This is a genomic window from Pseudomonas sp. 008, assembly GCF_016861935.1.
In the GTDB taxonomy this organism is placed as follows: Bacteria; Pseudomonadota; Gammaproteobacteria; order Pseudomonadales; family Pseudomonadaceae; genus Aquipseudomonas.
Window position 1 is genome coordinate 1 of the sequence record NZ_BOMA01000006.1, and the last position, 26,937, is coordinate 26,937.

Genomic DNA, 26,937 nt, shown 5'->3' on the forward strand with positions numbered 1-26,937 from the left:
AACGCCAGCGACAACATCATCACTGGCGGTGCGGGTAATGACACCCTGCGTGGTGGTGACGGTGCTGACCAGTTTATCGGTGGTGCCGGTACAGACACGGTGAGCTACAGCGACAGTGCTTCAGGTCTGACAATCAATCTCAAAACCGGTATTCATACCGGCATTGCTGCGGGTGATACCTACAACAGCATTGAGCAGATCAGCGGCTCGAACTTCTCTGACATCTTCATCGGCGGGGATGGTGCGGACCGAATCGATGGTGGTGCAGGCACCGACTTCTTGAGTTTTGCAAACGAAGGTTCCGGCGTCACCCTCGATTTGAGTGTGCCAGTGCTGACCGGAATTGCAGCAGGCGATGTTTACACCTCCATCGAAGCGTTCCTGGGCTCCAATTACGACGACACCTTTACCGGCAGCGCCGGCGCGGTCGAAAGTTTTGTGGGCGGCGGCGGTGCGGACGTCTTGACCGGCGTGGGTCGCGGTGATGCTGCCTGGTATGTGAACAGCTCCGATGCGGTCCAGGTCAACCTGCTGACCGGGACCGGAACTGGGGGCGACGCTCAGGGCGATGTGCTCAGCAACATCGATAACCTGGTCGGTTCTACCTTCAATGATACGCTGACCGGCAATGCCTACGCCAACATGCTGGAAGGTGGTGCCGGTAACGACACCCTTTATGGCGGTGATGGCAATGACATTCTGTACGGCGACAGCTTCACTGTAACGGGGGCGCTGGCGGTAACGTCTTCAAGTGCCGATCAGGCCGACACCATTTATGGCGGTAATGGCGATGATTACATCATCGGTCACAACCATGACGTCGGTTCGGTCTTCTACGGCGAAGCGGGGAATGACAACATCACGGTCCTGTCGGGCATTGCTGACGGGGGCGATGGGAACGACACGTTGATGGGGTTGAGCCGTGGTTATGAACTTCGTGGCGGTGCCGGTGCCGATAAGTTGTATTTGAGCGCATCGGGTGACGGGTATGGCGGTGAGGGTAGCGATGCGTACTTCGTTTCCTCCAAAACCATGGTCGCAATTTTCGATGACGGTACCACCGGTGTGGATACTGTCACCCTGAAAAACATCCAGAGCCTCAGCGATGTCCGTGTGGTCAAAAACGACTTGGGTGCCTACATCTTCAATGCCGCCGACCTGTCCAGCGGCAATCTGGACTCCGGGGTGTTCCTGAAGGACTGGTATGCCGGGGCCAACACCATCGAGACGTTCATTACCAACAACGGAGACTCTTTCACCATACCGGTTTAACCCGGTGACAGCCTCCACCGGATGTCGATGGAGGCTGCGGTTGTAAAACACAAACGGCAAAACCTGCGTTTCAGGTTTTGCCGTTTTTTTTGCCGTGGATTTCTCCAGGCAGGGTAGATCAAAAGATCGCAGCCTTCGGCAGCTCCTACAGATGTATGCAATATCGGTATAGGAGCTGCCGAAGGCTGCGATCTTCTGACCTTAAAAGCAGGCAAAAGAAAACCCCCGACCAGCCAGTGGCTCATCGGGGGTTTCAGGTAAGCGCCCTGGAGCGCTTACCGGCTCAGCTTATTGGCAAGCTTCGCAATCCGGCTCGTCGATGGCACAAGCCTTCGGCACTGGAGCTGGACCGGCTGGGGCTGCCAGGACCGAGTCGTCACCGTGGTTGCCGCCGCTGGAAACAGCGTTCAGCTTACCGGTGTTGATGGTCGACTTCTCGGTGCTGGTCGCGGCCAGGGCACGGAGGTAGTAGGTGGTTTTCAGGCCACGGTACCAAGCCATGCGGTAGGTCACGTCCAGCTTCTTGCCCGAAGCGCCGGCGATGTACAGGTTCAGCGACTGAGCCTGGTCGATCCACTTCTGACGACGGCTGGCGGCGTCGACGATCCACTTGGTGTCCACTTCGAAGGCAGTCGCGTAGAGCTCTTTGAGTTCTTGCGGGATGCGCTCGATCTGCTGCACCGAACCGTCGTAGTACTTCAGGTCGTTGATCATGACCGAGTCCCACAGGCCGCGAGCCTTCAGGTCGCGAACCAGGTACGGGTTGATCACGGTGAATTCGCCCGACAGGTTCGATTTCACATAGAGGTTCTGGTAGGTCGGTTCGATCGACTGCGACACGCCGGTGATGTTGGCGATGGTTGCGGTCGGTGCGATGGCCATGATGTTGGAGTTACGAATGCCTTTCTGTACACGGGCGCGAACCGGTGCCCAGTCCAGGGATTCGTTCAGGTCAACGTCGATGTACTTCTGGCCACGCTGCTCGATCAGGATTTGTTGCGAATCCAGCGGCAGGATGCCTTTGGACCACAGCGAACCCTGGAACGTCTCGTAGGCGCCACGCTCGTCAGCCAGGTCGCAGGAAGCCTGGATCGCGTAGTAGCTGACCGCTTCCATCGACTTGTCGGCGAATTCGACGGCAGCGTCGGAACCGTAAGGGATGTGCTGCAGGTACAGAGCGTCCTGGAAGCCCATGATGCCCAGACCGACCGGACGGTGCTTGAAGTTGGAGTTCTTCGCCTGCGGCACCGAGTAGTAGTTGATGTCGATCACGTTATCGAGCATGCGCACGGCGGTGTTCACGGTGCGTTGCAGCTTGGCGGTGTCCAGCTTGCCGTCGACGATGTGGTTCGGCAGGTTGATCGAGCCCAGGTTGCAAACGGCGATCTCGTCCTTGTTGGTGTTCAAGGTGATCTCGGTGCACAGGTTCGAGCTGTGAACCACGCCCACGTGCTGCTGCGGGCTGCGCAGGTTGCACGGGTCTTTGAAGGTCAGCCATGGGTGGCCGGTTTCAAACAGCATGGACAGCATTTTGCGCCACAGGTCTTTGGCCTGGATGGTCTTGAACAGCTTGACCTTGCCCGGGTACTCGGTCAGGGCTTCGTAGTACTCGTAACGCTCTTCGAAGGCCTTGCCGGTCAGGTCGTGCAGGTCCGGAACTTCGGACGGCGAGAACAGGGTCCACTTGCCGTCATCGAAGACACGCTTCATGAACAGGTCAGGGATCCAGTTGGCGGTGTTCATGTCGTGGGTACGACGACGGTCATCACCGGTGTTCTTGCGCAGTTCGATGAACTCTTCGATGTCCATGTGCCAGGTTTCCAGGTAGGCACAGACAGCGCCTTTGCGCTTGCCACCCTGGTTAACGGCGACGGCGGTGTCGTTCACCACTTTCAGGAACGGCACGACGCCCTGGGATTTGCCGTTGGTGCCCTTGATGTACGAACCCAGCGCCCGAACCGGGGTCCAGTCGTTGCCCAGGCCGCCTGCGAATTTCGACAACATGGCGTTGTCGTGGATCGCGTGGTAGATGCCCGACAGGTCATCCGGCACGGTGGTCAGGTAGCAGCTCGACAGCTGTGGACGCAGGGTACCGGCGTTGAACAGGGTCGGGGTCGAGGACATGTAGTCGAAGGACGACAACAGGTTGTAGAACTCGATCGCACGGTCTTCTTTCTGCTTCTCTTCGATCGCCAGGCCCATGGCCACGCGCATGAAGAAAATCTGTGGCAGTTCGAAGCGGATACCGTCCTTGTGAATGAAGTAACGGTCGTACAGGGTTTGCAGGCCCAGGTACGTGAACTGCTGATCGCGCTCGTGGTTGATCGCCTTGCCGAGTTTTTCCAGGTCGAAGGACGCCAGAACCGGGTTCAGCAATTCGAATTCGATACCTTTGGCGATGTACGCAGGCAGTGCCTTGGCATACAGGTCGACCATTTCGTGGTGGGTCGCGCTGTCGGCGACACCGAGGAAGCCCAGGCCTTCGGCACGCAGGGTGTCCATCAGCAGGCGGGCGGTCACGAACGAGTAGTTCGGTTCACGCTCGACCAGCGTACGGGCGGTCATCACCAGAGCGGTGTTGACGTCGGTCAGGGCCACGCCGTCGTACAGGTTTTTCAGGGTTTCGCGCTGGATCAGCTCGCCGTCGACTTCTTCCAGGCCTTCGCACGCTTCGGTAACGATGGTGTTCAGACGACCCATGTCCAGCGGTGCGAGGCTGCCATCGGCGCGGGTGATGCGGATCGATGGGTGAGCGTTGACGGCTTCTTCGGCAGGGGAGTGCGCTGCGCGCTCTTTGGCGCGGGAGTCACGGTAGATCACATAGTCGCGGGCGACTTTCTGCTCGCCGGCACGCATCAGGGCCAGTTCGACCTGGTCCTGGATTTCTTCGATGTGGATGGTGCCGCCCGAAGGCATGCGACGCTTGAAAGTCGCGGTGACTTGTTCGGTCAGGCGGGCAACGGTGTCGTGGATTCGCGACGAAGCGGCAGCGGTGCCGCCCTCAACTGCGAGAAACGCTTTGGTGATGGCGACGGTGATCTTGTCATCGGTGTAAGGGACGACAGTGCCGTTACGCTTGATCACGCGCAGTTGGCCAGGCGCGGTGGCGGACAGATCCGAATTCGAATCGGTGGCCTGCGGCAAGGTGCCCTGCGGGTTCTCGCGAGTTGTGTCGGTTTGCATGGGGGGGTATCTCCACATTCTCTATGTTTGTTTGGGCACCATCACGGTGCCCACCGTTCTGTCCTGAAGCACTACAACCGGCGGGGGCCGGGCATACCAACTTCGGGACAGATCAGGAAGGGGCTATCGGGCGCCGCTTCCATGCCGAAGTCTTTGGTGTCACGCCTTGGGCCTGAAACCGAATTCCGTTTTGGGCGGCAGTAAATGACTGCAACACCCGTACCGTTATCGCCGTTTCGGGCTTAAAAACAGTAGCCATCCGCACGCGCGGTTTGGTCTTTCGAAAATACGTTTGGTTCAACCGGAAAGAGGCAATAAAAGCGCTTGAAATCGGTGTCCGGTTTGTGTTTGGTTTTTGGCGTAAAACCCTACATGTAGGGTTTTTTTTGCGCCGAGGTACAAGATAATGCGTTTTTGAGGGTGTTGCAACGTACTACCTGTGGATAAACCTGTGCGTAAATTGTGTGTGAAAGAGGGAACAGGCGTGTAGGCCGCGACCTAGCTGGAGCCGACCATTTTTCACTGATTTTCAGCGACAGAAAACAGTCATCCGGATTTTTAAGGGCGCGAACCCTATCACAAAAAACCGTTGTGTCCGAACGCATTTACCGGCTTGTGTTCCAGACGTGTGGCGTTTATACAATCGGCCCATGCAGATGCATTCTTATCCTCCCCAATCATTACAAAAAGACGGGTGGATCCTTCCTTATTGATGGTGTTGGCAAGCAGAGGTCATCGTGGAGCAAGAAGCCTGGCAGGTATTGATTGTCGAGGACGACCAGCGTCTGGCCGAACTGACCCGCGATTACCTGGAAGCCAATGGCCTGCGCGTATCGATCGAGGGTAATGGCGCCCTGGCCGCAGCACGCATCATCAAGGAGAAGCCGGACCTGGTGATTCTCGACCTGATGCTCCCCGGCGAAGACGGCTTGAGCATTTGCCGGAAGATTCGCGACCGCTATGACGGGCCGATCCTGATGCTCACCGCGCGCACCGATGACACCGATCAGATTCTTGGCCTGGACCTGGGCGCCGACGACTACGTCTGCAAACCGGTGCGTCCACGTTTATTGCTCGCGCGTATTCAAGCCCTGCTGCGCCGCAGCGAAGCCCCGGAGGTGGCCCCGGAAAAACTCCGGCGCCTGCAGTTCGGCCCGCTAGTGGTGGACAACGCATTGCGCGAAGCCTGGCTGCATGACAAAGGCATCGAATTGACCAGCGCCGAGTTCGATCTGCTCTGGCTGCTGGTGGCCAACGCCGGGCGAATCCTGTCCCGCGAAGAAATATTCACCGCGCTGCGCGGTATCGGTTATGACGGCCAGGACCGCTCCATCGACGTGCGCATCTCGCGCATCCGCCCCAAGATCGGCGATGACCCGGAGCATCCGCGGCTGATCAAGACCGTCCGCAGCAAAGGCTATTTGTTCGTGCCGGAAGCCTGCACCCTGTGAACTCGATCTTCCTGCGTATTTATGGCGGCATGTGCGCGGCGCTGATTCTGGTGGCGGTGCTCGGTGTGCTGGCCTTGCACCTGCTTAATCAGGTACGCAGCGAGCAGTACCGCGAGCGCCTGGCCCACGGCACGTTCTCACTGATGGCCGATAACCTGCAACCGATGAACGAAACCGAGCGCCATCGGGCGTTGCTGTTGTGGGAGCGCTTGCTCGGGATTCCACTGGCGCTGAAGACGTTCCCCCAGACTGACCTCGACCTGACCCAGCGTACCCGTGTACTGCGCGGTCAGGCACTGGTGGAGCAGACCGGCCCGCACGCGGCGAAGGTTTATCGTCTGGTCAGCGACAAGGAACAACTGGTGCTCACCGGTGAAGTCCAGCAGATCAGCGAGCAACTGGCGCGGGCGACCATTTACCTGCTGGCCGATGAACTGGTGCGCTACCCGGTGGCCGAGCAGCCCAAGCGTCTGGAGCAGTTAAAGGAAGATAAGGGCTTCGGCTTCGATCTGCGGCTGGTGACGGTCGATGAAGCCGACATGGACGAAGACCAGAGCCGCCGCGTGTCAGAAGGCGACACGGTGATGGCGCTGGGCAAGGGCGGCGATTCGATCCGGGTGTTTGCCGGCATGGTCGGTACACCGTGGGTGCTGGAAATCGGTCCGCTGTATCAGATGAATCCTTACCCGCCCGAGTGGCTGGTGCTGATCGCGGCGCTTGGCTTGAGCCTGATTGGTTTGATTGTCTATCTGTTGGTGCGGCAACTGGAGCGTCGTTTGCGCGGTCTCGAAGCTGCCGCCACACGCATTGCCAAGGGCAGCCTGGAAACCCGCGTACCGGCACGCGGCGCCGACTCGGTGGGGCGGCTGGCCTCGGCGTTCAACGGCATGGCCGAGCACTTGCAGCAATTGTTGGCGATTCAGCGAGAACTGGTGCGTGCCGTGTCCCATGAATTGCGCACACCGGTGGCGCGCCTGCGTTTTGGCCTGGAGATGATCGGCTCGGCCACCACGCCTGAGGCGCTGGAGAAATACCGCGAAGGGATGGATCACGACATCGAAGACCTCGATCGACTGGTCGACGAGATGCTCACTTATGCGCGGCTGGAACAGGGCTCGCCGGCGCTGAATTTCCAGCGGATCGATCTGGATGCGTTGGTCAATCAGGTGATCGAGGAGTTGGCACCGTTGCGCGCCGAGGTCACGGTACAGCGCGGCTTGTGCCTGTCGGCCGCCGATTGCGACGGGGCTTGGGTCGAGGCCGAGCCGCGTTACCTGCACCGGGCGTTGCAGAATCTGGTGAGCAACGCCATGCGCCATGCCCATTCACGGGTGACTGTCAGCTATCAGGTGGGGCAGCAGCGCTGTCGGGTGGATGTCGAGGATGACGGGCCGGGCGTGCCGGAAACGGCATGGGAGAAAATCTTCACCCCGTTCCTGCGCCTCGACGACAGCCGCACCCGCGCCTCGGGTGGGCATGGGCTGGGGTTGTCGATTGTGCGGCGGATCATCCATTGGCACGACGGGCGAGCGCTGATCAGCAAGAGCAAAAGCCTGGGCGGGGCGTGTTTCAGTTTGAGCTGGCCGAGGAATCAGGAGCGGCGTTGAGGTTGGGCACGTGACAGGGGGCTTCAGGCCTTGATACTGACCAGACTCAACAACTGCCCATCCATCACCGCAAACTGCGCGTCCAGTTCGGTGCCGCTGCGCCACTCACTGGACAGGTCGGTCAGCAACCGCAACCGCACTTCACCGCCCTCGCTCCACTCCAGCACTTCGGCGTGTTCGAAATAGAAGCGCTTTTGGACGATCGGGTAGAGCGCCTTGAACAGGCTTTCCTTCACCGAAAACGTCAGCGTCACCACCATCGCCAACTGATCGCGAGCCCCGGCGGCCATGCGCCGCAACTCAGGCCCGGTGAGAATCTCTCCGGCCAGGCGTTCGGCCCGTTCTGCGTCGAGCAGATTTTCCAGGTCCATTCCCAAGCCGCGCCAATGGGCCTTGTTCGCGACAATCGCCGCGGCCCGGCCGGTGCTGTGGGTGATCGAACCGGTGATATGCGCTGGCCACACCGGTGCGCGGTCTTCACCTATGGCCGGAATGAAGCTCAACCCTTCCAGCTGTTGCAACGCGGCCCGAGCGCAAATCCGCCCGGCGAGAAACTCGGCCTGACGCTTGGCCACCGAACGCTGGATGCTCGCGGGCGGCTCGATGGCACTGCGCTGGAAATCATCGCTGGCCAATTGCTTGGTATCGAAGTGAGTGCCCAGCAGGACCGTATCGGGCAGCACAAACGGCAGCGGCCAATGGGCGTCGAGCGGGGTGCAGCAGGCGGGTAGGGCGGGGACGGGATTCATGACGGGCATTTTGCCGTTTAGCTCAATGGCTGGGTAGTGGCAGCAGGGCTTTTGTGGCGAGGGGGCTTGCCCCCGTTCGGCTGCGAAGCAGTCGTAAACCCGGTCAACGTGGTGTGTCTGTCGACATGCGATTGCAGGTTTTGGGGCTGCTTCGCAGCCCAACGGGGGCAAGCCCCCTCGCCACAGAGGTCTATCTGATCAGCCAAAGATCTTCTTGAAAAACGCCTGCATGTCCGCCCACGATTTCTCATCGGCGGCCTTGTTGTAACCAATGTCCGGCCCGCCATGATCGCCGTGGCTCAGACGATCCGCATCAGGGTTGCTGAACCCATGCTTGGCGCCTTCGAGGCTGACAAATTTATAGTCGGCACCGGCCTTGTCCATTTCCGCCTTGAACGCCGCCACATTATCTGCCGTGACCATGCTGTCCAGCGCGCCATGCTCCACCAGGATTTTCGCTTTCACGCTACCAGGCGCCGCCGGCGTATTGGTCGCCAGTGCACCGTGGAAACTCACCACGCCCGCCAGCGGCAATCCCTGGCGTGCGGCATTCAGCACCACTGCGCCGCCGAAGCAATAGCCGATGGCCGCCAGTTTGGCCGGATCGGTCTGTGGCTGTTTCTTCAGCAAATCGAGCCCGGCCTGAAACCGCGCGCTGGCTGCTGCGCTGTCCTTCGTCGCGGCTTGCATGAACGCCATGGCGTCCTTGGGGTGTTCGGTGTTCTTGCCGTCGCCATACATGTCGATCGCCAGCGCGCTGTAGCCCAGGCCGGCCAGATCGCGGGCGCGTCGCTTGGCGTAGTCGTTGAGCCCCCACCATTCATGTACCACCACCACACCCGGACGCGGACCTTTAATGGCGTCGTCGTAGGCGTAATAGCCAATCAGCTTGGTGCCATCGGCACTCTGATAGGGAATTTCCTGGGTCTTGATGGCGGCCTGGCTGACCCCGCTCACGGCCAGTAATACAAGGGCGAGCAACACACGCATGGCTGAATCTCCTTATAAACAAACGTCAAGAAAGCGTAGTCGATTTGATTCAGCTCAGGTTCAGAGTGCGTTCAGGGGCTGTACAGGGTGAGGTCAGTAACCTTGCCCCGTACCCAAAAAGCACATAGCGCATGAGGAAGTTCCCCAATGACTACTTTGAAAAAACTGCTCCTGGCTTTCACCGTGATGGGCGCCAGTGTTGCCGCCCACGCCGACACCACCAATTTTGCCGGCCTGACCTTTGGCCAGACCAGCGACAAGGTTAAAAAATCCAGTGCCCTGAACGACAACCTCAACCACCCGAACGCCGACGGTGTGATCGGCAAGGACAACACCTGGGGTTTGCGTGTGGGCCAGCAAGACAGCCAGGGCCGCTACTACGCCACTTACGACAACGTGTCGGGCTCGCATAATGGCATTAAACTGCGTCAGGAAAACCTGCTGGGCAGCTACGATCTGTTTTACCCAGTGGGTGGCAGCACCAAACTGTTCGGCGGTGCCACGGCCGGTTTGACCAAAATGACCCAGGAATCGCCAGGCTTCAGCCGCGACAGCGACATCGGTTACGCCATTGGCGGCCAGGTCGGCGTGTTGCAGCAAGTTACGCAAAACACCTCGGTCGAGCTGGGTTACCGTTACCTGCGTAGCAACGCCAGCACCGAGATGAGCGAGCGCGGCGGCAGCAAACAGGGTTCGCTGGACTTGACCAGCAGCGCCCAGACGTACTTGTCCGCCAACTACGCTTTCTAAACAGCGTTTGGTTGCCAGTCAGTTAAGCCTCGCAACCTGTGGGAGCAGGCTTAACTGACCTTTGGAGATGTTGATTTGCCCCGGAGAGCCTTATGAAATTGCTGGTTGTCGAAGATGAAGCGCTGTTGCGCCATCACCTGCAGACCCGTTTGACGGACAGCGGCCACGTGGTCGAGGCCGTGGCCAACGCCATCGATGCGTTGCATCAGGCCGAGCAGTTCAACCATGACCTGGCGGTGATCGACCTCGGTCTGCCGGGCATGGGCGGGCTCGACCTGATTCGTCAGCTGCGCTCCCAAGGCAAGACGTTTCCGATCCTGATCCTCACCGCGCGCGGCAACTGGCAAGACAAGGTCGAAGGCCTCGCCGCCGGTGCCGACGACTACGTGGTCAAGCCGTTCCAGTTCGAAGAGCTGGACGCCCGGCTCAATGCCTTGCTGCGTCGCTCCAGCGGTTTCACCCAGTCGACCATCGTCGCCGGTCCCTTACTGCTGGACCTCAATCGCAAACAGGCGTCCCTCGATGACCAGCCGCTGGCGCTGACCGCCTACGAATACCGGATCCTCGAATACCTGATGCGCCATCACCAGCAAGTGGTGGCCAAGGACCGCTTGATGGAGCAGCTCTACCCGGATGACGACGAACGCGATCCGAATGTGATCGAAGTGCTGGTCGGCCGCTTGCGTCGCAAACTCGAAGGCCCGTCCGGGTTCAAGCCGATCGATACCGTGCGTGGCCTCGGCTACCTGTTCAATGAGCGCTGCACTTGATTCGTTCCCTTCGTGTCCGCTTGATGCTCGCCGCCACCACCCTGGCGGTATTGTTCATGCTGGCGTTACTGCCGGCGATGCAGGGCGCGTTCAGCCTGGCGTTGCAGGACTCCATCGAGCAGCGCCTGGCGTCGGACGTCACCACGCTGATCTCCGCCGCCCGGGTGGATAACAACCGCTTGCAGATGCCGGCGCAGTTGCCCGATGAGCGTTTCAACCTCGCCGACAGCCGATTGCTCGGCTACATCTATGACCGCGAAGGTCACCTGGTCTGGCGCTCGAAGGCCACCCAGGAAGAGAACATCAACTACAAGCCGCGTTACGACGGACGCGGCAACGAGTTCGCGAGGATTCGCGAGGCCAATGGTGAAGAGTTTTTCGTCTATGACGTCGAGGTCAAGCTGCTCGGCGGCAAAAGCGCGGCGTTCAGCATCGTCGCGCTGCAACCGGTGCGCGAATACGAAGCCACCCTCGAAGGCCTGCGGGAAAACCTCTATCTGGGCTTCGGTGCCGCATTGCTGGTGTTGCTCGTTTTACTCTGGGTTGGCCTGACCTGGGGCTTGCAGGCGTTGAGCCGCCTGAGCCAGGAGCTGGACCAGATCGAAAGCGGCACCCGCGAAAGCCTCAGCGAACAACACCCGCGCGAACTGCTGCGCCTGACCGGCTCGCTCAACCGTTTGCTGCACAGCGAGCGTGAACAGCGCAGCCGTTATCGCGACTCTCTCGACGACCTGGCCCACAGCCTGAAAACTCCGCTGGCGGTGCTGCAAGGGGTCAGCGAAGACATGGCGCAAAAGCCGCAAGAGCGCGATCAGGCTTGGGTGCTGCAAACCCAGATCGAGCGCATGAGCCAGCAGATCAGCTATCAACTGCAACGGGCCAGCCTGCGCAAAAGCGGCCTGGTGCGCCATCAGGTGCGCCTGCGGCCGGTGCTGCAAAGCCTCTGCGACACTCTGGACAAGGTCTACCGCGACAAGCGCGTGCGGGTCGTCTTCGATCTGCCGGAGCAGTGCTACGTGCCGATCGAGCAGGGCGCCTTGCTGGAAATGATGGGCAACCTGCTGGAAAACGCCTATCGCCTGTGCCTGAACGAAGTACGCATCAGCGTGCGCGAAACCCTCAGTGGCATTGAGCTTTGCATTGAAGACGATGGCCCCGGTGTACCACCGGACCAACGCGCGCGAATTCTCGAGCGCGGCGAGCGCCTGGACCGCCAGCATCCGGGGCAGGGAATTGGCCTGGCGGTGGTCAAGGACATCATCGAAAGCTACAGCGCCAAGCTGACGCTGGGGGATTCGCCGATGGGCGGGGCGGCATTCCGGATTCATTTTCCGGTGGTTTGATGTGGGTGCCTGGCCGAAAATCTTAAACGGCGATGTTTAAACGACACTTCCAGAAACTCACCCAACCTACACATCCTTGCGCCGCTGCCTACGACTACGCCAGAATCCGCCGGCTAGTGCGCCTGGGGCGTGGGCTATATCGTTTCCCTGTCGTTGACGAATCAGCGATCGGGTCTCGCAGCCCGTGTATCTCTAGACGCACAACATCCTCCGTTCACATTATGGCGGCTGTACGTGGGAGACCTTCGGGTCTGCCGGTTCTAGAGTCCCGGTCTGCGACCCGCGTATAGCTGCCACCTTCTTTCGTCTCGCAGCGAACAGTGGCGGCTCCATGACTCTAGGAGGCTTTATCCATGTTCAAACCAACACCTAATCCACCAGCACCCGACGACGTCTCCCCCTACGAATCCCTCGATTCCAAAAAACTCCACGAAGCCGCCGACCGCGCCCTCGACCACTACCTCAAACCACCCACTCCCAAAGACACCAAGCGCAAACCCAGCACCATTTACCATGTGGGTGCGAAGGTCGATAACGAAACCCTGCTGGTCAACGCCTGCGAATCCCTGGCATCAGCCAGCGTGATGCTCAGTGAGTTCGCCGGGTTGATGGACATGCCACATCGCAACATGATGTTGGGGATTCAATCGGTGGTCATGCTCGGCGAGCTGGCCGTCAACCGAGTGCTGGATAACCTTGATCCGCAGGGCTAGCGAGGATCTGTGGCAAAGGGGCTTGTTGTGGCGAGGGGGCTTGCCCCCGTTCGGCTGCGCAGCAGTCGCAAAACCGGTGTATGCGGTGTACCTGAATACCTGCGGTTGCAGATTTTGGGGTCGCTTCGCAACCCAACGGGGGCAAGCCCCCTCGCCACAACAGCCTGTCTAGCTGCATAGTTATGCGGTGAGTACACCATCAATTCTCCTGAGCCCGATAAGCCCCCGGCGTCAACCCCGTCCACTTCTTGAACGCCCGATGAAACGCCGAAGGTTCGGAAAACCCCAACTGCTCGGCAATCTGTTGCAACGACAGATCCGCCCGCCCCAGGTGATAAATCGCGATGTCCCGGCGTAACTGATCCTTCAATTCCTGAAAACTCGTACCTTCCTCACGCAAATGCCGACGCAAGGTTTGCGGGCTGATGTGCAGGTGTGCCGCCACCGCTTCCAGGTCCGGCCAGCGTGCGCTGTCGCGGCTGAGCAAGCGCCGCAATTGGCTGCTCAGGCTGTCGCCTTCGTCGGGGCGTGACAGCAGGTCGGCGGGGGAGCGCTCGAGAAAGTGCTTGAGGGTTCGTTCGTCCTGCAACAGCGGCATGTTCAGGTAGCGGCTGTGGAACAGCAGGCTACTCTGAGTAGTATCGAACGTTAGCGGGCAGGAAAACAGCAAGTCGTATTCGGCCCCGTGCTCGGGCCTCGGGTAGCTGAATGTGGCGTGCTCCAGACGAATGCGCTGGCCGATCAGCCAGCTGCCGAACCGATGCCAGATCACCAGCAGGCTTTCGCTGAGGAAGTGGTCCGGGTCCCACAGCGGCGAATCGTCGAGGCTCAGGCGAATCATCTCGCCTTCGCGGCTCAGGGTCAGACGCGGCGCCCCGGGAAACAGGCTGTAAAACAACAGGCCGCGATTGAGTGCTTTCTCCAGCGTGCGGCAGTGGATCACTGCATGGCACATCATCGCGAAGCTGCCGGGTTTGCTCGGGGCCTGCCCGAAGCCCAGGTATTCGTCGTCCAGGGCCAGCCACAATCCCTGGATCAACCGGGTGAACTGTTCAGGCGCGATTCGGGCGCGTGGTTCTTCAAGCAACTCGGGGCTGATCCCCAGTTGCTGCAGCAGGCTCGAATAGTCATAGCCACGTCGGCGCGCGCCGCCGAGGGCGGCACGGGCGAAATGGCTGGCGATGGTGCGTTCACGCATGGGGCAGGTCCGTCCACTGAGCAATGGATGGTAGCGGTGCCCATCGACGATGAACAAGGCGGATATCCGCCAAATTACAGGACGAGGTCAGACGGGTTGGCGGAAATCCGCCACATAGTTGTAACTGGTTGGTGACCAAAAAAAACCTGTAACCCTTGATGTCAAAAGGCTCGCAGGCTTTTTGGCGAATGTGGCACGGGCCTTGCGATACAACCAGCAGATGCCTGCCGTTGCGCAGCTCGACAAAACAAATCCCTCCAGTGCAGGAGGGTTCGCAATTGAAGTGTCTTGGGCAACAGATGGATGTTGTCACCGGGCGCTCTTGAGGAACTTTGCAATGACGACTCGTCAGCCACTGTACAAATCCCTGTATTTCCAGGTGATCGTTGCCATCGCCATCGGCATCCTGCTCGGTCACTTCTACCCGCAGACCGGTGTAGCCCTCAAGCCGTTGGGTGACGGGTTCATCAAACTGATCAAAATGATCATCGCTCCCATCATTTTCTGCACCGTCGTCAGCGGTATCGCGGGCATGCAGAACATGAAGTCGGTTGGCAAGACCGGCGGTTACGCGCTGCTCTACTTCGAAATCGTTTCGACCATTGCACTGCTGGTCGGTCTGGTGGTGGTCAACATTGTGCAGCCGGGTAACGGCATGCACATCGATGTCACCACGCTGGATGCCTCCAAAATCGCAACCTACGTGGCTGCCGGTGCGGATCAAAGCGTCGTTGGCTTCCTGCTGAACGTGATCCCGACCACCATCATTGGTGCGTTCGCCACGGGCGATATCCTGCAAGTGCTGATGTTCTCGGTGATCTTCGGTTTCGCCCTGCATCGCCTGGGTGCCTACGGCAAGCCGATCCTGGACTTCATCGATCGCTTCGCCCACGTGATGTTCAACATCATCAACATGATCATGAAGCTCGCGCCACTCGGTGCCTTCGGTGCCATGGCGTTCACCATCGGTGCTTATGGTGTTGGCTCGCTGGTGCAGCTGGGTCAACTGATGGCCTGCTTCTACATCACCTGCCTGCTGTTCATTCTGATCGTGCTGGGCGGTATTGCTCGCGCTCACGGCTTCAGCGTGCTGAAAGTGATCCGTTATATCCGCGAAGAGTTGCTGATCGTGCTGGGTACTTCCTCTTCGGAGTCGGTACTGCCACGCATGCTGATCAAAATGGAGCGTCTGGGGGCGCAAAAATCCGTGGTAGGTCTGGTGATCCCGACCGGCTACTCGTTCAACCTCGACGGTACTGCGATCTACCTGACCATGGCGGCAGTGTTCATTGCTCAGGCAACCGACACCCACATGGACATCACTCACCAGATCACTCTGCTGGTGGTGTTGCTGCTGTCCTCCAAAGGCGCTGCTGGCGTGACCGGTAGTGGCTTCATCGTACTGGCCGCTACCTTGTCCGCTGTTGGCCACCTGCCGGTTGCCGGCCTGGCGCTGATCCTGGGTATCGACCGTTTCATGTCCGAAGCCCGCGCGTTGACCAACCTGATCGGTAACGCGGTTGCCACTATTGTTGTGGCCAAGTGGGTCAAGGAACTGGACACCGACGTGCTGCAATCCGAGCTGGCCTCGGGCGGTCGCGGCATTGCCGACGAGCCTAAAGATGATGTTTTGGGCCACGTCGAAGGGGCAACCCCGACGAACGCCAAGTAAGCCTTGTTGTAATGAAAAACCCGCTTCGGCGGGTTTTTTGTTTCACGATGACTCCAGCCCGGTAGTTCGCTGGACTGCGACGTAGCCCTATACAGCAGGTTTATCAATAACTTACGCGCGTTCATCATATGCCGGTGCTTTCTGAAACTTGACCCGGTTCTCCCTCGCGCCGCTCCTATCTGGCTCCTGGAATCCGGGTCGTTCCAAGGAGTCATCATGGCAAAGATCAAGCTCACCAAGACCGCCGTAGAGTCGGCGCAACCCCAGGCGAAGGACATCGAACTACGGGATACCGTCGTGCCCGGCTTCCTTTGCAAGATTACCCCGACGGGGCGCCGGGTGTTCATGCTCCAGTACCGCACGAACTCTGGCCAGCCCCGCAAGCCCTCGCTGGGACTCTACGGGGAACTAACCGTCGAACAGGCGCGGGTCAAAGCGCAGGACTGGCTGGCCGAGGTTCGCCGGGGTGGCGACCCCGGCGGCGCCAAGGCCGAGGCGCGCAAGGCGCCCACAATGGCCGAGTTGTGCAAGAAGTTCATGGAGGACTACTCCAAGAAGCGCAACAAGGTCAGCACGCAGGACGGCTACCAGGGCGTCATCGACCGCAACATCATCCCACTGCTGGGCCGCAAGAAGGCACATGACGTGAAGCGGCCCGACATTGCGGGGCTGATGGAAAAGCTGGCCTACAAGCCGACCGAGGCCAACAAGACCTTCGGCGTGCTACGCAAGATGTTCAACCTGGCCGAAGTGTGGGGCTTCCGCCCGGACGGCACGAACCCGTGCCGTCACGTCCCGATGTACCCGCCTGGCAAGGAAACCCGGCTCATCGTGGACGAGGAAATGGTGCGGATCTTCCGCCAGTTGGAGAAACTGGAGGCGGAGGGGCTGGAGAACTACGTCATCCCGTTGGCGATCCGGCTGCAATTCGAGTTTGCGGCACGGCGCTCCGAAATCTGCCCGCTCGAATGGAGCTGGCTGGACTTCGAGAACCGGCGCGTGGTGTGGCCCGACAGCAAGGTTGGCGGCATTTCCAAGCCCATGAGCGAGGAAGCCTATCGGCTGCTTTCGACGGCGCCGCGGCTGGAAGGCTGCCCTTACGTCCTGCCGTCGCCGAACGACCCGGCGAAGCACCTAACCTTTGGCGAGCACTATGGCGGCTGGTGCCGGACGCTCAAGGCCGCCAGCGTGCCGCACGTTGGCACGCACGGCATCCGTCATCGCTCGACCACCGACATTGCCAATTCCGGTGTGCCGACCAAAGTGGGCATGAAGCTGACGGGCCACAAGACCGTGGCGATGTTCATGCACTACGTCCACACCGAGGACAAGCCGGTGCGCGAGGCGGCCGAGTTGGTGGCCAGCCGCCGCCAAGCCATCACGGGCGCGCGGCAGCTTGCGGAGGCGGTGGCATGAACGGGCGCCGGTCATCAGCAGCATCGCTCGCAGCTCCTGCGGCGCTGCTGGGCGACATTCGGGCACTGATCGAGGCGGCGCGCAAGCGCGCCGCCTCGACGGTGAATAGCGAGCTTACGATGCTCTACTGGCGCATCGGCCAGTGCATCCACACGCAGGTCTTGGACGGGCGCCGGGGCGCCTACGGTAAGGAAGTTCTGCCCACCTTGGCTGCGCAGTTGGTGGAGGAGTACGGCAGCAGCTTTGCAGAGCAGAACTTGCGCCGCATGGTGCAGTTCGCCGCCACCTTCCCCGACGAGCGAATTCTCGTATCACTGATACGAGAGTTAAGCTGGACGCACTTCATCGCCCTGATGCCGCTGAAAGACCCGCTCCAGCGGGACTACTACGCACAGATGGCCAGCACCCAACGCTGGAGCGTGCGGACGCTGCGCGAGCGTATCGACTCGATGCTGTACGAGCGCACGGCGCTTTCCCAAAAGCCCGAAGAAACCATAGCGCAGGAGTTGGCGACCCTGCGCGATGCGCAGCGCATGTCGCCGGCCCTGGTCATGCGCGACCCGTACATCCTCGACTTCCTGGGCCTGCGGGACACTTGGCAGGAAGGCGACTTGGAAGCGGCGATCATCCGTGAAATGGAGTCCTTCCTGCTGGAGCTGGGCGCGGGCTTCTCATTCGTCGCCCGGCAGAAGCGCATTCTGATCGACGACGAGGATTTCCACCTTGACCTGCTGTTCTACAACCGCAAGCTGCGGCGGCTGGTGGCGGTGGAGTTGAAGGTAGGTGACTTCAAGGCGGCCTACAAAGGGCAGATGGAGCTCTACCTTCGGTGGCTAGACAAGCACGAACGGGAGCCGGAGGAAGCCTCGCCGCTCGGGATCATCCTTTGCACCGGCAAGAAGCGCGAGCAGATCGAATTGCTGGAGCTGGACAAGTCCGGCATCCACGTTGCCGAGTATCTGACCGCCTTGCCGCCGAGGGGCGTGCTGGTGGAGCGGCTGCAACAGGCAACGCAACGGGCGCAGTTGCAGATCGAGCAGCGCAAGACCGACAACGAGTAGTCCTGTCCCAAGCAGTCGGGCGTCCCGGCGTGCCGCCGTCGCGCTGTCGTGCTGTCGTGCTGCGCATCGAGCTTCGCTGCGCGAGTCTCGCCCCTGTCGGGCTTCCATCACTGACGCCTCCGTCCCGGCTCGTTGATCCGGGCCTGCGCGCTCCGCTTGCCAAAAATCGACTCTGTGCAGTGGGCGGGTGTGGGCGGTCTTGCTGTTCCCTTCACCGTATCACGGCGTTCTCGCCGTCAAGGGCGGCGCGCGCCATGCGCGCTTGCGTCCTGGCGGCCGTCTGCGACCCCTGACTGCTTGCGCTGCGCCGTGCTGTCGCCGGTTCCGGGCAATTCCGCCCGAGCAACCGGAGCACGATCATGTCGCAACTGTCCTTTCCCTCGTTCGATTCCACTCTGCTGGTGCGCGACGCGCATGGGCGCTATCTACCGGCATCGGCCGACGACATCCTGGAAGCTGCGCGCCAGGTCATTGACCGGAAAATGCAGCGCAGAGCAGAGTTCACTTCGCCGGCGGCGGTCAAGGAATATTTGCGTACAAAGTTGGCCAGCTTCGAGCATGAGGTGTTCGCAGTGCTGTTCATGGATACGCGCCATCGTCTGATCGAATACAGGGAGATGTTCCACGGCACCATTGACGGTGCATCGGTGTATCCGCGCGAAGTGGTCAAGGAGGCGCTGCGACTCAATGCGGCGGCGGTCGTCGTTTCGCACAACCATCCGAGCGGAAACCCCGAGCCGAGCGCGGCTGACCGGGCGCTGACCCAGCGGCTCAAGGAAGCGTTGGGTCTGGTGGACGTGCGCGTGCTCGATCACATCATCGTTGCGGGCAACGAAACGGCATCGTTCGCCGAGCATGGGCTGATCTAGCCCAAGGGGCTTCGGCCCCTTTTTGCTGCGCCTGGTGGCATAGCTATGGCCCTCGGCCTGATGCTCAGGCCGTCGCAACCTGAATCATCTCGTCGTAATGTCTCTTGTCCACCTCTTCCAGCCACTGGAAGATGTGCCCGATGACGCTGTGGCTTTCGCCTGCCAAGTTTTCTGCGGATTCCTCTGTTATCTCAATAACGTCGCTATGTGAATACTTATTGATAAAGCGGTATATTTTTTCTTTAAGCTCTGGTGTCGTGATGGTGCAATCTTTTAGGCCAGCCTCCATCAATTGACTAATGTCGCTTCGCCGCCTTGGATATTTGAAGGTGAAGAACGATTCAACAAGCTTTCGGGCGAGGTTGGCGGTCAAGAACGCCTCATCTCGATTGAGTGTCGTGTGCGCCCTGTATTCGTAGAGCTTCTTGAAGATATAGTGATATTCGGAACCGTAGTTCTTCAGTGAGTCGTCGGCATCCACAAGTTGGGAATGACGAGGGGAGCCAGGTGGCGCATCCAGGCGATAAAAGAAGCAATTCTCGGTGTTGCCTTTTTTGACTCGATTCCTATTGGTGCCAGTGAACCAATCTCTCACTAGCTTAAAGTACGTGAAGTTGTGAGTCAGCACAAAAAGCTGCTTGGCTTCAGTGCATTGCGTTCTCAGGAACGAGTAGGCGTGAAACAAGTGATTAGAATCAAAGCTTGAGACCGGATCATCAACGACGACGATCGTATCCTTGATGTTATTTCCATTTTCTTTGAGCTTCGTGATGAAATAGACAAATGCAATCGCAGTCTTCTCACCTTCGCTCAAATTCCCATCGTGCTCACCAACCCCGTTTCTGATGATCTCATAGCCTTTCTTCTTCTGATTGAAGTTCAGGCAAAGCTCAGAGCGGCCAATGAAGCGATGTAGGATGTCATTGAACTCCTTTGCCCCGACCGTTTCATTCGAGAGCATCGCTTCTATGGCTCCGACCTCTAGACTAATTTTTTCAATTTCCTTATGGTCGTTCTTTGCTTCTAACTCAAGGTCATTGCACTTCTTCTCACTTCCAGCATAGTCAAATTCTTGCACCTCAGCCGCAGCAAAGTGAAGCTCCAGTGCCACCTTGCTTTTTGAGGTCTCAGATTTGAAATTTGAAGTCTTATTGTTGTGCTTTCCGACGAGAGAAACAATCGACTTCAGGATGTCATTGAAATTGGTGACATCGTCTTCAACCACATCCGAGATCTGAATGTCTGTCTTCCCAGGGTCTGTGATCTTGGCCTTCAGGGCTTCCCGCCATCCGTCCATTTGCTGGTCGATCTTTTCAGCAGCAGTTGCGTAGTCGTTTTGAAGCTTCTCTGCCTCGGCCGATAGTTCTTTATAAAACTCGGTCGATGCGGGAAGCTGATTAGCTGGAGCGCCTTGAGATTCAATCCATGTCGCCGCGTTCTGAAGTCGGCTCTGAAACTCCGTGAACTCCTTGCTGAAGTGGGCAGCAAGCGCCTCGGCACGAAGCTGGGTAAACGTAGCGCCGCAGAACTCGCAGGATTGCGAGTCGTGGTTTTTATGGATTTCCAAGCCTGCTTGAACCCATTCGCGGATGTCCGGGTTATCGGTCAGCCGCTGGATTGCTTGATTGACCGCCGTAGTCCCAATCAAATCTCTGATGCGGCCCGCCGCTTTCTTAAAATAGTCCGGCTCAATGGCCGTTGAGGCGAAAGCAATGCTTGGAAGCTGATCTGGCTTGGCGGCATTCGTAAGGTCGATAACCCTCTCATCTGGAAGAACCGACTCCGCCTTGATAATTGTCTCGCCATTATTCTGTATGAAGTTGGAGAGCTTGCGGCGGTCGTAATTCAAGTAATAACTGTCGCTCGTATCAATCGCCTGAAGTCCAAGCTTCATTTTCTTGGCAGCATTGGTCAGGAATTTCTCCAATGACTCACGTTGCTTCTTGATATCGCTTTGCTTGTCGTCGTGAGCCTTCTTTTTCGACTGAAGCTCGCTCTTCAGCTTCTCCAGCTTCTGCAAGTCATCAATCTTCTCTTTCGCAATAAGAAGGATGCTTTTTACGGATTTGTCCCAATCAATGTTCTCATGCACGAAGCGTTGATTGAAAACATGAATATTCAATTGGGATGAGTGGAGTGTGGATTCCGTGATCGTTGAGCCATCCTCCAGAACTACTGAAAATTGGCCCGTGCTGAAGCGGGGAACCATCGAGCGAAGCTCAAAGCAAGAGAATAGATTCGATAGCGTTGACTTGCCTGTTCCATTCCAACCATAGACCAGGTTGTACCGGCCGAACTTTTGGATCTTCGTTCCATTGAAGTCGCTGAAGATTCCGAACTGTTTGAGGCGGTTGATGCAGACAATCATTTCTAGATCTCCGTGTTCTTGCTTTCCCATCATTTGCTTGCGAAACAAATGGTAAACGAAGAGTCCTCTTGCGTCTCCGCTTCGCGGATCGCGCTGCTCCAGGTTCGCTAGTCGCTCATCCCTGGCGGGACTGGCTTTGCCAGCCTTCCGTATCGCTGACGCCTGCGGCCCGGCTTCCAGCTTCGGGCCTGCGCGCTTGCGCTTGCCGTGCGGTTCGGCACACAGGGGAGGCCGTTGCCATGTCCAGCCGTCTTCCCTGACTTCATCACCTTGTCCGCGACTGTAGCCCGCGGCCGGGGGCCGTCAAGGCGCGCAGGGCCGTGTCCTCGGCTGCGCCTGCGGGCCGCACCAACCCTGCGCTTGTTTCCTTGACAGCCCCCGTCCGCGCGCTCCTGACCGTCGCGGGCGATGAACTCAGGAAAGACGGTGGCAACAGGGCCAACCGGGTTCCTCGTGCCGACCGCACCGAACAGCCGAAAGGCTGGGCTCCGAATCTAGGAATCCGGTGTGCGGTGTGAACAGCAAACCTCTTTTGTCAGGAGAAAGACCATGCAACTCGCATCCCGTTTCGCTTCCCGCTCCCCCTCGCTGCGCAGCGATTACCCGCTGTCCGACGACCAGATTCACCGCGTGGCCCCGTCCATCTTCGCGGACGCGCCGCACGAGAGCCGTTCGCAGCGGTATGCCTACATCCCCACCGCCGCCGTGCTGACCGAGCTTCGCAAAGAAGGCTTCCAGCCTTTCATGGTGACGCAAACCCGCGTGCGCGATGAAGGCAAGCGCGAGCACACCAAACACATGATTCGCTTGCGCCACGCCAGCCAGATCAACGGCGCGGAGGCCAACGAAATCGTGCTGCTGAACTCGCACGACGGCACCAGCAGCTATCAGATGCTGGCCGGAATGTTCCGGTTCGTGTGCAGCAATGGCCTTGTCTGCGGCAACGCCGTGGCCGATGTGCGAGTGCCCCATAAAGGCGACGTGGCCGGTCTGGTCATTGAGGGCGCTTACGAAGTCTTGAGCGGTTTCGACCGGGTGAAGGAATCGCGCGATGCCATGCGCGGCATCACCTTGGACGATGGCGAATCCGAAGTGTTCGCCCGCGCCGCGCTCGCCCTCAAGTACGACGACCCGGACAAGCCCGCGCCCATCACGGAATCGCAAATCCTGATGCCGCGCCGCTTCGACGACCGCCGCCCCGACCTGTGGAGCGTGTTCAACCGCACCCAAGAAAACCTGACCCAAGGCGGACTGCGTGGCCGCAGCGCCAACGGGCGCCGCCAGCAAACCCGCCCGGTGCAGGGCATCGACCAAAACATCCGACTGAATCGTGCCCTCTGGCTGCTGGCCGATGGCATGTGCCAGTTGAAAGCCTGAATCCCTACGCGGCAAGGGCAGGCAGCAGCCCTTGTCGCTTTCTTCGCTGCTGCATCCCTGAACAGATAGGAGTTATCACCATGAACGCCGTTACCCAAACCGAAGCCCGCGCCATCAACACCGCCGCCGCTATCCCGCTGGAAGCCGCTGATCCGACCAAGAACCTGATTCTGGTTCCGCTGTCGCGGCTGGTGTCGCGCCCCACTGGCCGCAACGTGCGCAAGACCCCGCGCATGTCCATTCCCGAACTCGCCGCCAGCATCCAGCGTGTCGGCCTGCTGCAAAACCTCATCGTGATTGCCGCCGCCGATGGCGAGCATTACGAAGTCGTGGCCGGTGGCCGTCGCCTCGCAGCGTTGAAGCTGCTGGGGAAGAAGCACCGCATCAGCAAGGAATGGGAGGTGCCTTGCCTGCTGGTGGCCGATGGCACCGCACGCACGGCCAGCCTGACCGAGAACGTGCAGCGAGAAGCCATGCACCCCGCCGACCAGTTCGAGGCGTTCGCCGCGCTGGTGGGCGAAGGCCGCAGCATCGAGGATATTGCAGCGGATTTTTCCGTCACGCCGCTGGTGGTGCAGCGCCGCTTGAAACTTGCCAACGTCTCGCCGCGCCTGCTGGCCGACTATCGCGCCGAGGTCGTGAGCCTTGACCAGTTGATGGCCCTTGCCATCACCGACGACCACGCCGCGCAGGAAGCCGCGTTCTACGGTGCGCCGACATGGCAGCGCAGCCCGCACAACCTGCGCGACCGTCTGACCGAACGCGAAATCGACGCCTACCGGCATCCGCTGGTGCGCTTTGTCGGGCTGGACGGCTACGAGCAGGAAGGCGGTGGCATTCGCCGCGACCTGTTCGCGGAGGGCGACAAAGGCGTGTATCTGACCGATGCCGCACTGCTGGAACGGCTGGCGCAAGACAAGCTGGCAGGTATCGCCGCCATGGTGAAGGCCGAGGGCTGGGCGTGGGTGGATGCCACGCCGGGCATGACCCATGCGGATTTGCAAGCCTTCCAGCGTGCTCCAAGGGAACGCCGCAGCCCGAACAAGCGCGACGCGCAGCGCATCGAGAAGCTGCAAACCAAGCTGCACGAACTGGCCGAGGCGGTGGATGCCGCGCTGGATGACGAGGACGAGGAAAAGGCCGATGCCTTGCAGGAAGAAGGCGAACGCCTGGGCGAGCAGTTGCAGGCGCTGGACGATAGCTTGCTGGACTATGCGGCCAATGTCAAAGCCGCAGCCGGTGCCATCGTCACCATCGACCGCGACGGGCAGGCCGCGATTCATCGCGGGCTGCTGCGCGAAGCGGAGGCCAAGGCACTGCGCACGCTGGAACGGCTGCGGCAGGGTTTCGGCAGCGAAGGCGAAGCCGCGAACGAGGACGAAGGCGAAGGCGAGGACGACGAGCAGCCCAAGACCGCCACAATGTCCGACCGACTGGCGCAGCGGTTGAGCGCGCACCGTACCGCCGCGCTGCAAATCGAAGTGGCCCGGCATCCGCAAGCCGCGCTGGCCGCCGTGGTGCATGGCATGGTGCAGACCGTCTTGCAGGAAAGCCACTACGGCCACGAGCTGCCGCTGGGCGTGCGCCTCACGGTGCAAGACCGGCTGGAAGGCATGGCCCCGGACTGGCCGGAATCACCCGCCGCCGTGGCGCTGCGCGAACTGCAACAGGTGGCAGGCGAAACCTTGCCGGAGGACAGCGCCGAACTGTTCGCCGCGCTGCTGGTGAAGTCACAGGATGAACTGGTGCGGCTGCTGGCCGTGTGCGTAGCTTCCACGGCGGACGTGGTGACGCCTCGCGCCACGCCGCACCAGCCCGGCGCGGAACTGGCGCGTGCCGTGGGGCTGGATATGGCCGCGTGGTGGCAGCCCACCAATGAGGGCTATTTCCGGCATGTGCCGAAGACCACGATTCTTGAAGCCGTGCGCGAGTTCGCGCCCTCGCACGCCACCCGGCTGGCGAAGTTGAAGAAGGGCGACATTGCCAGCGAAGCCGAACGGCTGGCCGCTGGCACCGGCTGGATGCCCGCCATCTTCCGCATCGAAGGCCCGCAGCAGGCCGTGCAGGACGCGCCGGCGGATGGCGAAGCCGAAGCACAGGAAGAAGCGGCCGCCGTGGCGGATGACCAGCCGCAGGCCGAGGCTTTGGCCGCGTGACTTCGCACCGTAGATAGCGCCCCGGTTCCGGCCGGGGCGCTTCATGTTGAGGATACCTGTCATGACCCACCAACCCGAAAACCGCCGCCGCATGGCTGCGACCTATGCCTCCGGCACGGTGCGCGCCCGCCGCTGGCACGGCGACGTGCGCGGCTACCGTCCGCCGCGTGGCTGGACGGCCCGCGCCGACCTGACCGATCTGCATCCCCTCACGGGCCGCGCCTTGCCGCGCGCCGTGTGGTGGATCATCGAAACCAAGGAATAACGAGCCGCACCGGCCCCAAGCCGTGCCGCCTTGGGGCCGGTGCTCGAAAACTCCGGGCGCGGCGGTGGCCGCGCCCGGTTTCACTGCTCAAAGCCAAAACGCCCCATCGCCGCCTTCGGACAGGCGGCGATGGGGCCGCGCACAAGGGCGCTTGTGCGCGAAATCCACGAAGCCAGCAAGTGTGGCGGCGCATCGCGCCGCCAACGATTCGACCGAGCCCCGCCGCAATGGGCGGGGCTGGTGTGGCTACGCCCCGGCTCGCTGCGGCAGGTTGCACGAAAGCGTGCCGTCCCCGACGCTGGCGGTTCGTTGTCTGTACGTCACGAAAGACGGTTCACCGACACGCCGCCCGGCCTCGCTTCAATGGAGCTTCCACACCACGCCTCAGTATGTGGCCGTGAGCTGCGGCAGGGGCGCTCTGGCCTTGTCGTCGGGGCATTGACTGGCCCGCGTCAGGGCGCAAGCCGGTGCAGCCGTCACGCGGGGATGCCGAGTTGGCCACGTCTCCATTCGGGAGCGGGCGGCCTGTGCGTCCTTGTCTTGTTGTGAATCCTGGCGGTGGCGCGGCTGCGCCTTGGGCTTCATGGCCGCAACCTTGCAGCGAAAACAATTTCCCCTGCGCTGCGCGCATTCCTCGCGGGACAAATTCTTTTCGCTTCCGGGTTCTCCACGTTGTTGCGACCGCTGCGCGGTGCGACCAGCCCATCCCCCACCGGCCGGATCACAGCAAGGACGCACTGGCGCGACCTTGTTCAACCCGAAAGGAGAAACATTATGGCTAACATCGGCACCTTCACCGCAGAGAAAGACGGCTTCACCGGCACGCTTCGCACCCTGACGCTCAACGTCAAGGTCAAGCTGGTTCCCAACGACAAGGGCGACGCCGAGAGCGCCCCGGACTTCCGCCTCCAGGCGGTCGGCCACGACATCGGCGCGGCGTGGAAGAAGACCAGCGAGGCTGGGCGGGATTACCTGTCAGTGAGCCTCGACGATCCTTCGTTCCCGGCAACCGTTTATGCCCGCCTGATCGAGAACGAGGATGGCACGCACGACCTGATCTGGTCGCGCAACAAGCCCAAGGCGGCCTGACAGCCGCTTAGCGCGCCCCGCCCACTGCGGCGGGGCGCGATGCTGCTGATTGCAGCACCGCTCGCGCAGGATTTCTGCCGCTGCCGCGTGCTGGACACGCCCATCAGGGCGGGCCTGCATGGGTGCCTTGTGGCTCGCAATCCGTGTCAACGAGCGATCTATGGCGTGTCGGCGCTGTAAGCGCCGCCGGGCTTTCGGGCTTCGCCCCGTGCCGGCAAGCCGTCACCGCCATACGGCTTCAATCCCTCACGTCTCCGCGCCTGTGGCGCTGCGCGCTCCGCTTGCTGCAATTCAGCGCCACACGCCAACGCGCTACGGCGTGTCGGGCTCTTCCCATAGCGCCCCAAGTTCCTGGCGCACCTGTGCCAGCAAAAGGTCGGCTTCGCGGGTGCTGTCGCCGGCATAAGCCAATGTCAGCAGCGTGAGCGGATGCACTTCCATGACCTCGCACAGATCGGCTAGCTTCTGGATAGTTGGGCTTTTCAGGTCGCGCTCCAGCGTACTCATGTAGGTGCGACTGGACACGTTGGAGAACGCTTCCTGGCTCAAACCACGCGCCTTCCTTACCGTCCGAATCGCCGCTGCCAATGAGTTCTTCGCTGCCACCTATGGTTTCCCCCAAAAAACAAGATGACAGC

The 26,937-nt window shown here is 60.4% G+C and carries 21 protein-coding genes; 15 read left to right on the forward strand and 6 right to left on the reverse strand.

The window, feature by feature from the left end; genetic code table 11:
• On the forward strand, nucleotides 1–1,272 hold a 1,272-nt coding region (locus JUI81_RS13630; protein WP_204124475.1), incomplete at its 5' end, for a calcium-binding protein.
• Between the two features lie 288 nt (nucleotides 1,273–1,560).
• Here JUI81_RS13630 and JUI81_RS13635 read toward each other — a convergent pair.
• Entirely contained in the window at nucleotides 1,561–4,455 is a 2,895-nt protein-coding gene (locus JUI81_RS13635; RefSeq protein WP_192379470.1) for a ribonucleoside-diphosphate reductase subunit alpha, read from the reverse strand.
• 737 nt (nucleotides 4,456–5,192) lie between these two features.
• On the opposite strand from JUI81_RS13635, the gene JUI81_RS13640 reads away from it, so the two are divergent.
• Both JUI81_RS13640 and JUI81_RS13645 read left to right on the forward strand, forming a co-directional pair.
• On the forward strand, nucleotides 5,193–5,906 hold the full coding sequence (locus tag JUI81_RS13640) for a response regulator (protein WP_019650367.1): 714 nt from the start codon (nucleotides 5,193–5,195) through the stop codon (nucleotides 5,904–5,906).
• The gene (locus tag JUI81_RS13645; protein ID WP_019581241.1) at nucleotides 5,903–7,513 is read left to right on the forward strand and encodes an ATP-binding protein; all 1,611 of its coding nucleotides are present in this window, start codon (nucleotides 5,903–5,905) and stop codon (nucleotides 7,511–7,513) included. Before JUI81_RS13640 ends, JUI81_RS13645 begins: the two co-directional genes overlap by 4 nt.
• Before the next feature lie 23 nt (nucleotides 7,514–7,536).
• Here JUI81_RS13645 and JUI81_RS13650 read toward each other — a convergent pair whose 3' ends face one another.
• Together JUI81_RS13650 and JUI81_RS13655 are read right to left on the reverse strand one after the other, a co-directional pair.
• Nucleotides 7,537–8,262: a 4'-phosphopantetheinyl transferase gene (locus JUI81_RS13650; RefSeq protein WP_204124476.1), complete on the reverse strand. Its 726-nt coding sequence runs from the start codon at nucleotides 8,260–8,262 to the stop codon at nucleotides 7,537–7,539.
• A gap of 198 nt (nucleotides 8,263–8,460) precedes the next feature.
• Complete coding sequence (locus JUI81_RS13655; protein ID WP_204124477.1) at nucleotides 8,461–9,252, reverse strand: dienelactone hydrolase family protein; 792 nt, start codon at nucleotides 9,250–9,252, stop codon at nucleotides 8,461–8,463.
• 147 nt (nucleotides 9,253–9,399) lie between these two features.
• Here JUI81_RS13655 and JUI81_RS13660 point away from each other — a divergent pair, with 147 nt between their 5' ends.
• From JUI81_RS13660 to JUI81_RS13675, 4 genes are all read left to right on the forward strand, one after another.
• Nucleotides 9,400–10,002 (forward strand): membrane protein, encoded by a 603-nt coding sequence (locus JUI81_RS13660; protein WP_019581238.1) that lies wholly within the window; start codon nucleotides 9,400–9,402, stop codon nucleotides 10,000–10,002.
• A 92-nt stretch (nucleotides 10,003–10,094) separates the two neighbouring features.
• A complete protein-coding gene (locus JUI81_RS13665) occupies nucleotides 10,095–10,772 on the forward strand; it encodes a response regulator transcription factor (protein WP_192379480.1) in 678 nt (225 codons plus the stop codon).
• Nucleotides 10,769–12,115 carry an ATP-binding protein gene (locus JUI81_RS13670; RefSeq protein ID WP_028938901.1) on the forward strand — a complete coding sequence of 449 codons (1,347 nt, stop codon included), beginning with the start codon at nucleotides 10,769–10,771 and terminating at the stop codon, nucleotides 12,113–12,115. The genes JUI81_RS13665 and JUI81_RS13670 overlap by 4 nt, the downstream gene beginning before the upstream one ends.
• A 353-nt stretch (nucleotides 12,116–12,468) precedes the next feature.
• Nucleotides 12,469–12,828 carry a DUF6124 family protein gene (locus tag JUI81_RS13675; protein ID WP_019581235.1) on the forward strand — a complete coding sequence of 120 codons (360 nt, stop codon included), beginning with the start codon at nucleotides 12,469–12,471 and terminating at the stop codon, nucleotides 12,826–12,828.
• 199 nt (nucleotides 12,829–13,027) lie between these two features.
• Here the strand turns inward: JUI81_RS13675 and JUI81_RS13680 are convergent, their stop codons facing one another.
• Entirely contained in the window at nucleotides 13,028–14,026 is a 999-nt protein-coding gene (locus JUI81_RS13680) for an AraC family transcriptional regulator (protein WP_018926307.1), read from the reverse strand.
• Nucleotides 14,027–14,363: 337 nt separating this feature from the next.
• Between JUI81_RS13680 and JUI81_RS13685 the strand changes: the two genes are divergently transcribed.
• The 4 genes from JUI81_RS13685 (at nucleotide 14,364) to radC (ending at nucleotide 19,044) form a co-directional block, all read left to right on the forward strand.
• Nucleotides 14,364–15,698, forward strand: coding sequence for a dicarboxylate/amino acid:cation symporter (locus tag JUI81_RS13685; protein ID WP_019581233.1), 1,335 nt, complete (start codon nucleotides 14,364–14,366; stop codon nucleotides 15,696–15,698).
• A 216-nt stretch (nucleotides 15,699–15,914) separates the two neighbouring features.
• A complete protein-coding gene (locus JUI81_RS13690) occupies nucleotides 15,915–17,114 on the forward strand; it encodes a site-specific integrase (protein WP_038858310.1) in 1,200 nt (399 codons plus the stop codon).
• The gene (locus JUI81_RS13695; protein ID WP_204124478.1) at nucleotides 17,111–18,175 is read left to right on the forward strand and encodes a YhcG family protein; all 1,065 of its coding nucleotides are present in this window, start codon (nucleotides 17,111–17,113) and stop codon (nucleotides 18,173–18,175) included. The genes JUI81_RS13690 and JUI81_RS13695 overlap by 4 nt, the downstream gene beginning before the upstream one ends.
• Before the next feature lie 359 nt (nucleotides 18,176–18,534).
• Entirely contained in the window at nucleotides 18,535–19,044 is a 510-nt protein-coding gene (radC, locus tag JUI81_RS13700) for a DNA repair protein RadC (RefSeq protein ID WP_007704454.1), read from the forward strand.
• A gap of 64 nt (nucleotides 19,045–19,108) precedes the next feature.
• Here radC and JUI81_RS13705 read toward each other — a convergent pair whose 3' ends face one another.
• Entirely contained in the window at nucleotides 19,109–21,412 is a 2,304-nt protein-coding gene (locus JUI81_RS13705) for an AAA family ATPase (RefSeq protein ID WP_038862326.1), read from the reverse strand.
• Between the two features lie 549 nt (nucleotides 21,413–21,961).
• Here JUI81_RS13705 and JUI81_RS13710 point away from each other — a divergent pair.
• From JUI81_RS13710 to JUI81_RS13725, 4 genes are all read left to right on the forward strand, one after another.
• A complete protein-coding gene (locus JUI81_RS13710) occupies nucleotides 21,962–22,789 on the forward strand; it encodes a DUF932 domain-containing protein (protein ID WP_204124479.1) in 828 nt (275 codons plus the stop codon).
• Between the two features lie 80 nt (nucleotides 22,790–22,869).
• The gene (locus JUI81_RS13715; RefSeq protein ID WP_204124480.1) at nucleotides 22,870–24,945 is read left to right on the forward strand and encodes a ParB/RepB/Spo0J family partition protein; all 2,076 of its coding nucleotides are present in this window, start codon (nucleotides 22,870–22,872) and stop codon (nucleotides 24,943–24,945) included.
• A 61-nt stretch (nucleotides 24,946–25,006) separates the two neighbouring features.
• Complete coding sequence (locus JUI81_RS13720; RefSeq protein ID WP_204124481.1) at nucleotides 25,007–25,210, forward strand: hypothetical protein; 204 nt, start codon at nucleotides 25,007–25,009, stop codon at nucleotides 25,208–25,210.
• 774 nt (nucleotides 25,211–25,984) lie between these two features.
• The gene (locus JUI81_RS13725; RefSeq protein ID WP_038862364.1) at nucleotides 25,985–26,299 is read left to right on the forward strand and encodes a DUF736 domain-containing protein; all 315 of its coding nucleotides are present in this window, start codon (nucleotides 25,985–25,987) and stop codon (nucleotides 26,297–26,299) included.
• Between the two features lie 312 nt (nucleotides 26,300–26,611).
• On the opposite strand, the gene JUI81_RS13730 is transcribed toward JUI81_RS13725, so the two are convergent.
• Nucleotides 26,612–26,905 (reverse strand): helix-turn-helix domain-containing protein, encoded by a 294-nt coding sequence (locus JUI81_RS13730; protein ID WP_071602569.1) that lies wholly within the window; start codon nucleotides 26,903–26,905, stop codon nucleotides 26,612–26,614.
• Nucleotides 26,906–26,937: the final 32 nt, after the last annotated feature.

Bases quoted from the DNA above. Each gene is read 5' to 3' on its own strand.
- JUI81_RS13635 (WP_192379470.1), bottom strand. From the start codon at position 4,455: ATGCAAACCGACACAACTCGCGAGAACCCGCAGGGCACCTTGCCGCAG.
- JUI81_RS13650 (WP_204124476.1), bottom strand. From the start codon at position 8,262: ATGAATCCCGTCCCCGCCCTACCCGCCTGCTGCACCCCGCTCGACGCC.
- JUI81_RS13655 (WP_204124477.1), bottom strand. From the start codon at position 9,252: ATGCGTGTGTTGCTCGCCCTTGTATTACTGGCCGTGAGCGGGGTCAGC.
- JUI81_RS13660 (WP_019581238.1), top strand. From the start codon at position 9,400: ATGACTACTTTGAAAAAACTGCTCCTGGCTTTCACCGTGATGGGCGCC.
- JUI81_RS13665 (WP_192379480.1), top strand. From the start codon at position 10,095: ATGAAATTGCTGGTTGTCGAAGATGAAGCGCTGTTGCGCCATCACCTG.
- JUI81_RS13675 (WP_019581235.1), top strand. From the start codon at position 12,469: ATGTTCAAACCAACACCTAATCCACCAGCACCCGACGACGTCTCCCCC.
- JUI81_RS13680 (WP_018926307.1), bottom strand. From the start codon at position 14,026: ATGCGTGAACGCACCATCGCCAGCCATTTCGCCCGTGCCGCCCTCGGC.
- JUI81_RS13685 (WP_019581233.1), top strand. From the start codon at position 14,364: ATGACGACTCGTCAGCCACTGTACAAATCCCTGTATTTCCAGGTGATC.
- JUI81_RS13690 (WP_038858310.1), top strand. From the start codon at position 15,915: ATGGCAAAGATCAAGCTCACCAAGACCGCCGTAGAGTCGGCGCAACCC.
- JUI81_RS13695 (WP_204124478.1), top strand. From the start codon at position 17,111: ATGAACGGGCGCCGGTCATCAGCAGCATCGCTCGCAGCTCCTGCGGCG.
- radC (WP_007704454.1), top strand. From the start codon at position 18,535: ATGTCGCAACTGTCCTTTCCCTCGTTCGATTCCACTCTGCTGGTGCGC.
- JUI81_RS13705 (WP_038862326.1), bottom strand. From the start codon at position 21,412: ATGATTGTCTGCATCAACCGCCTCAAACAGTTCGGAATCTTCAGCGAC.
- JUI81_RS13710 (WP_204124479.1), top strand. From the start codon at position 21,962: ATGCAACTCGCATCCCGTTTCGCTTCCCGCTCCCCCTCGCTGCGCAGC.
- JUI81_RS13715 (WP_204124480.1), top strand. From the start codon at position 22,870: ATGAACGCCGTTACCCAAACCGAAGCCCGCGCCATCAACACCGCCGCC.
- JUI81_RS13720 (WP_204124481.1), top strand. From the start codon at position 25,007: ATGACCCACCAACCCGAAAACCGCCGCCGCATGGCTGCGACCTATGCC.
- JUI81_RS13725 (WP_038862364.1), top strand. From the start codon at position 25,985: ATGGCTAACATCGGCACCTTCACCGCAGAGAAAGACGGCTTCACCGGC.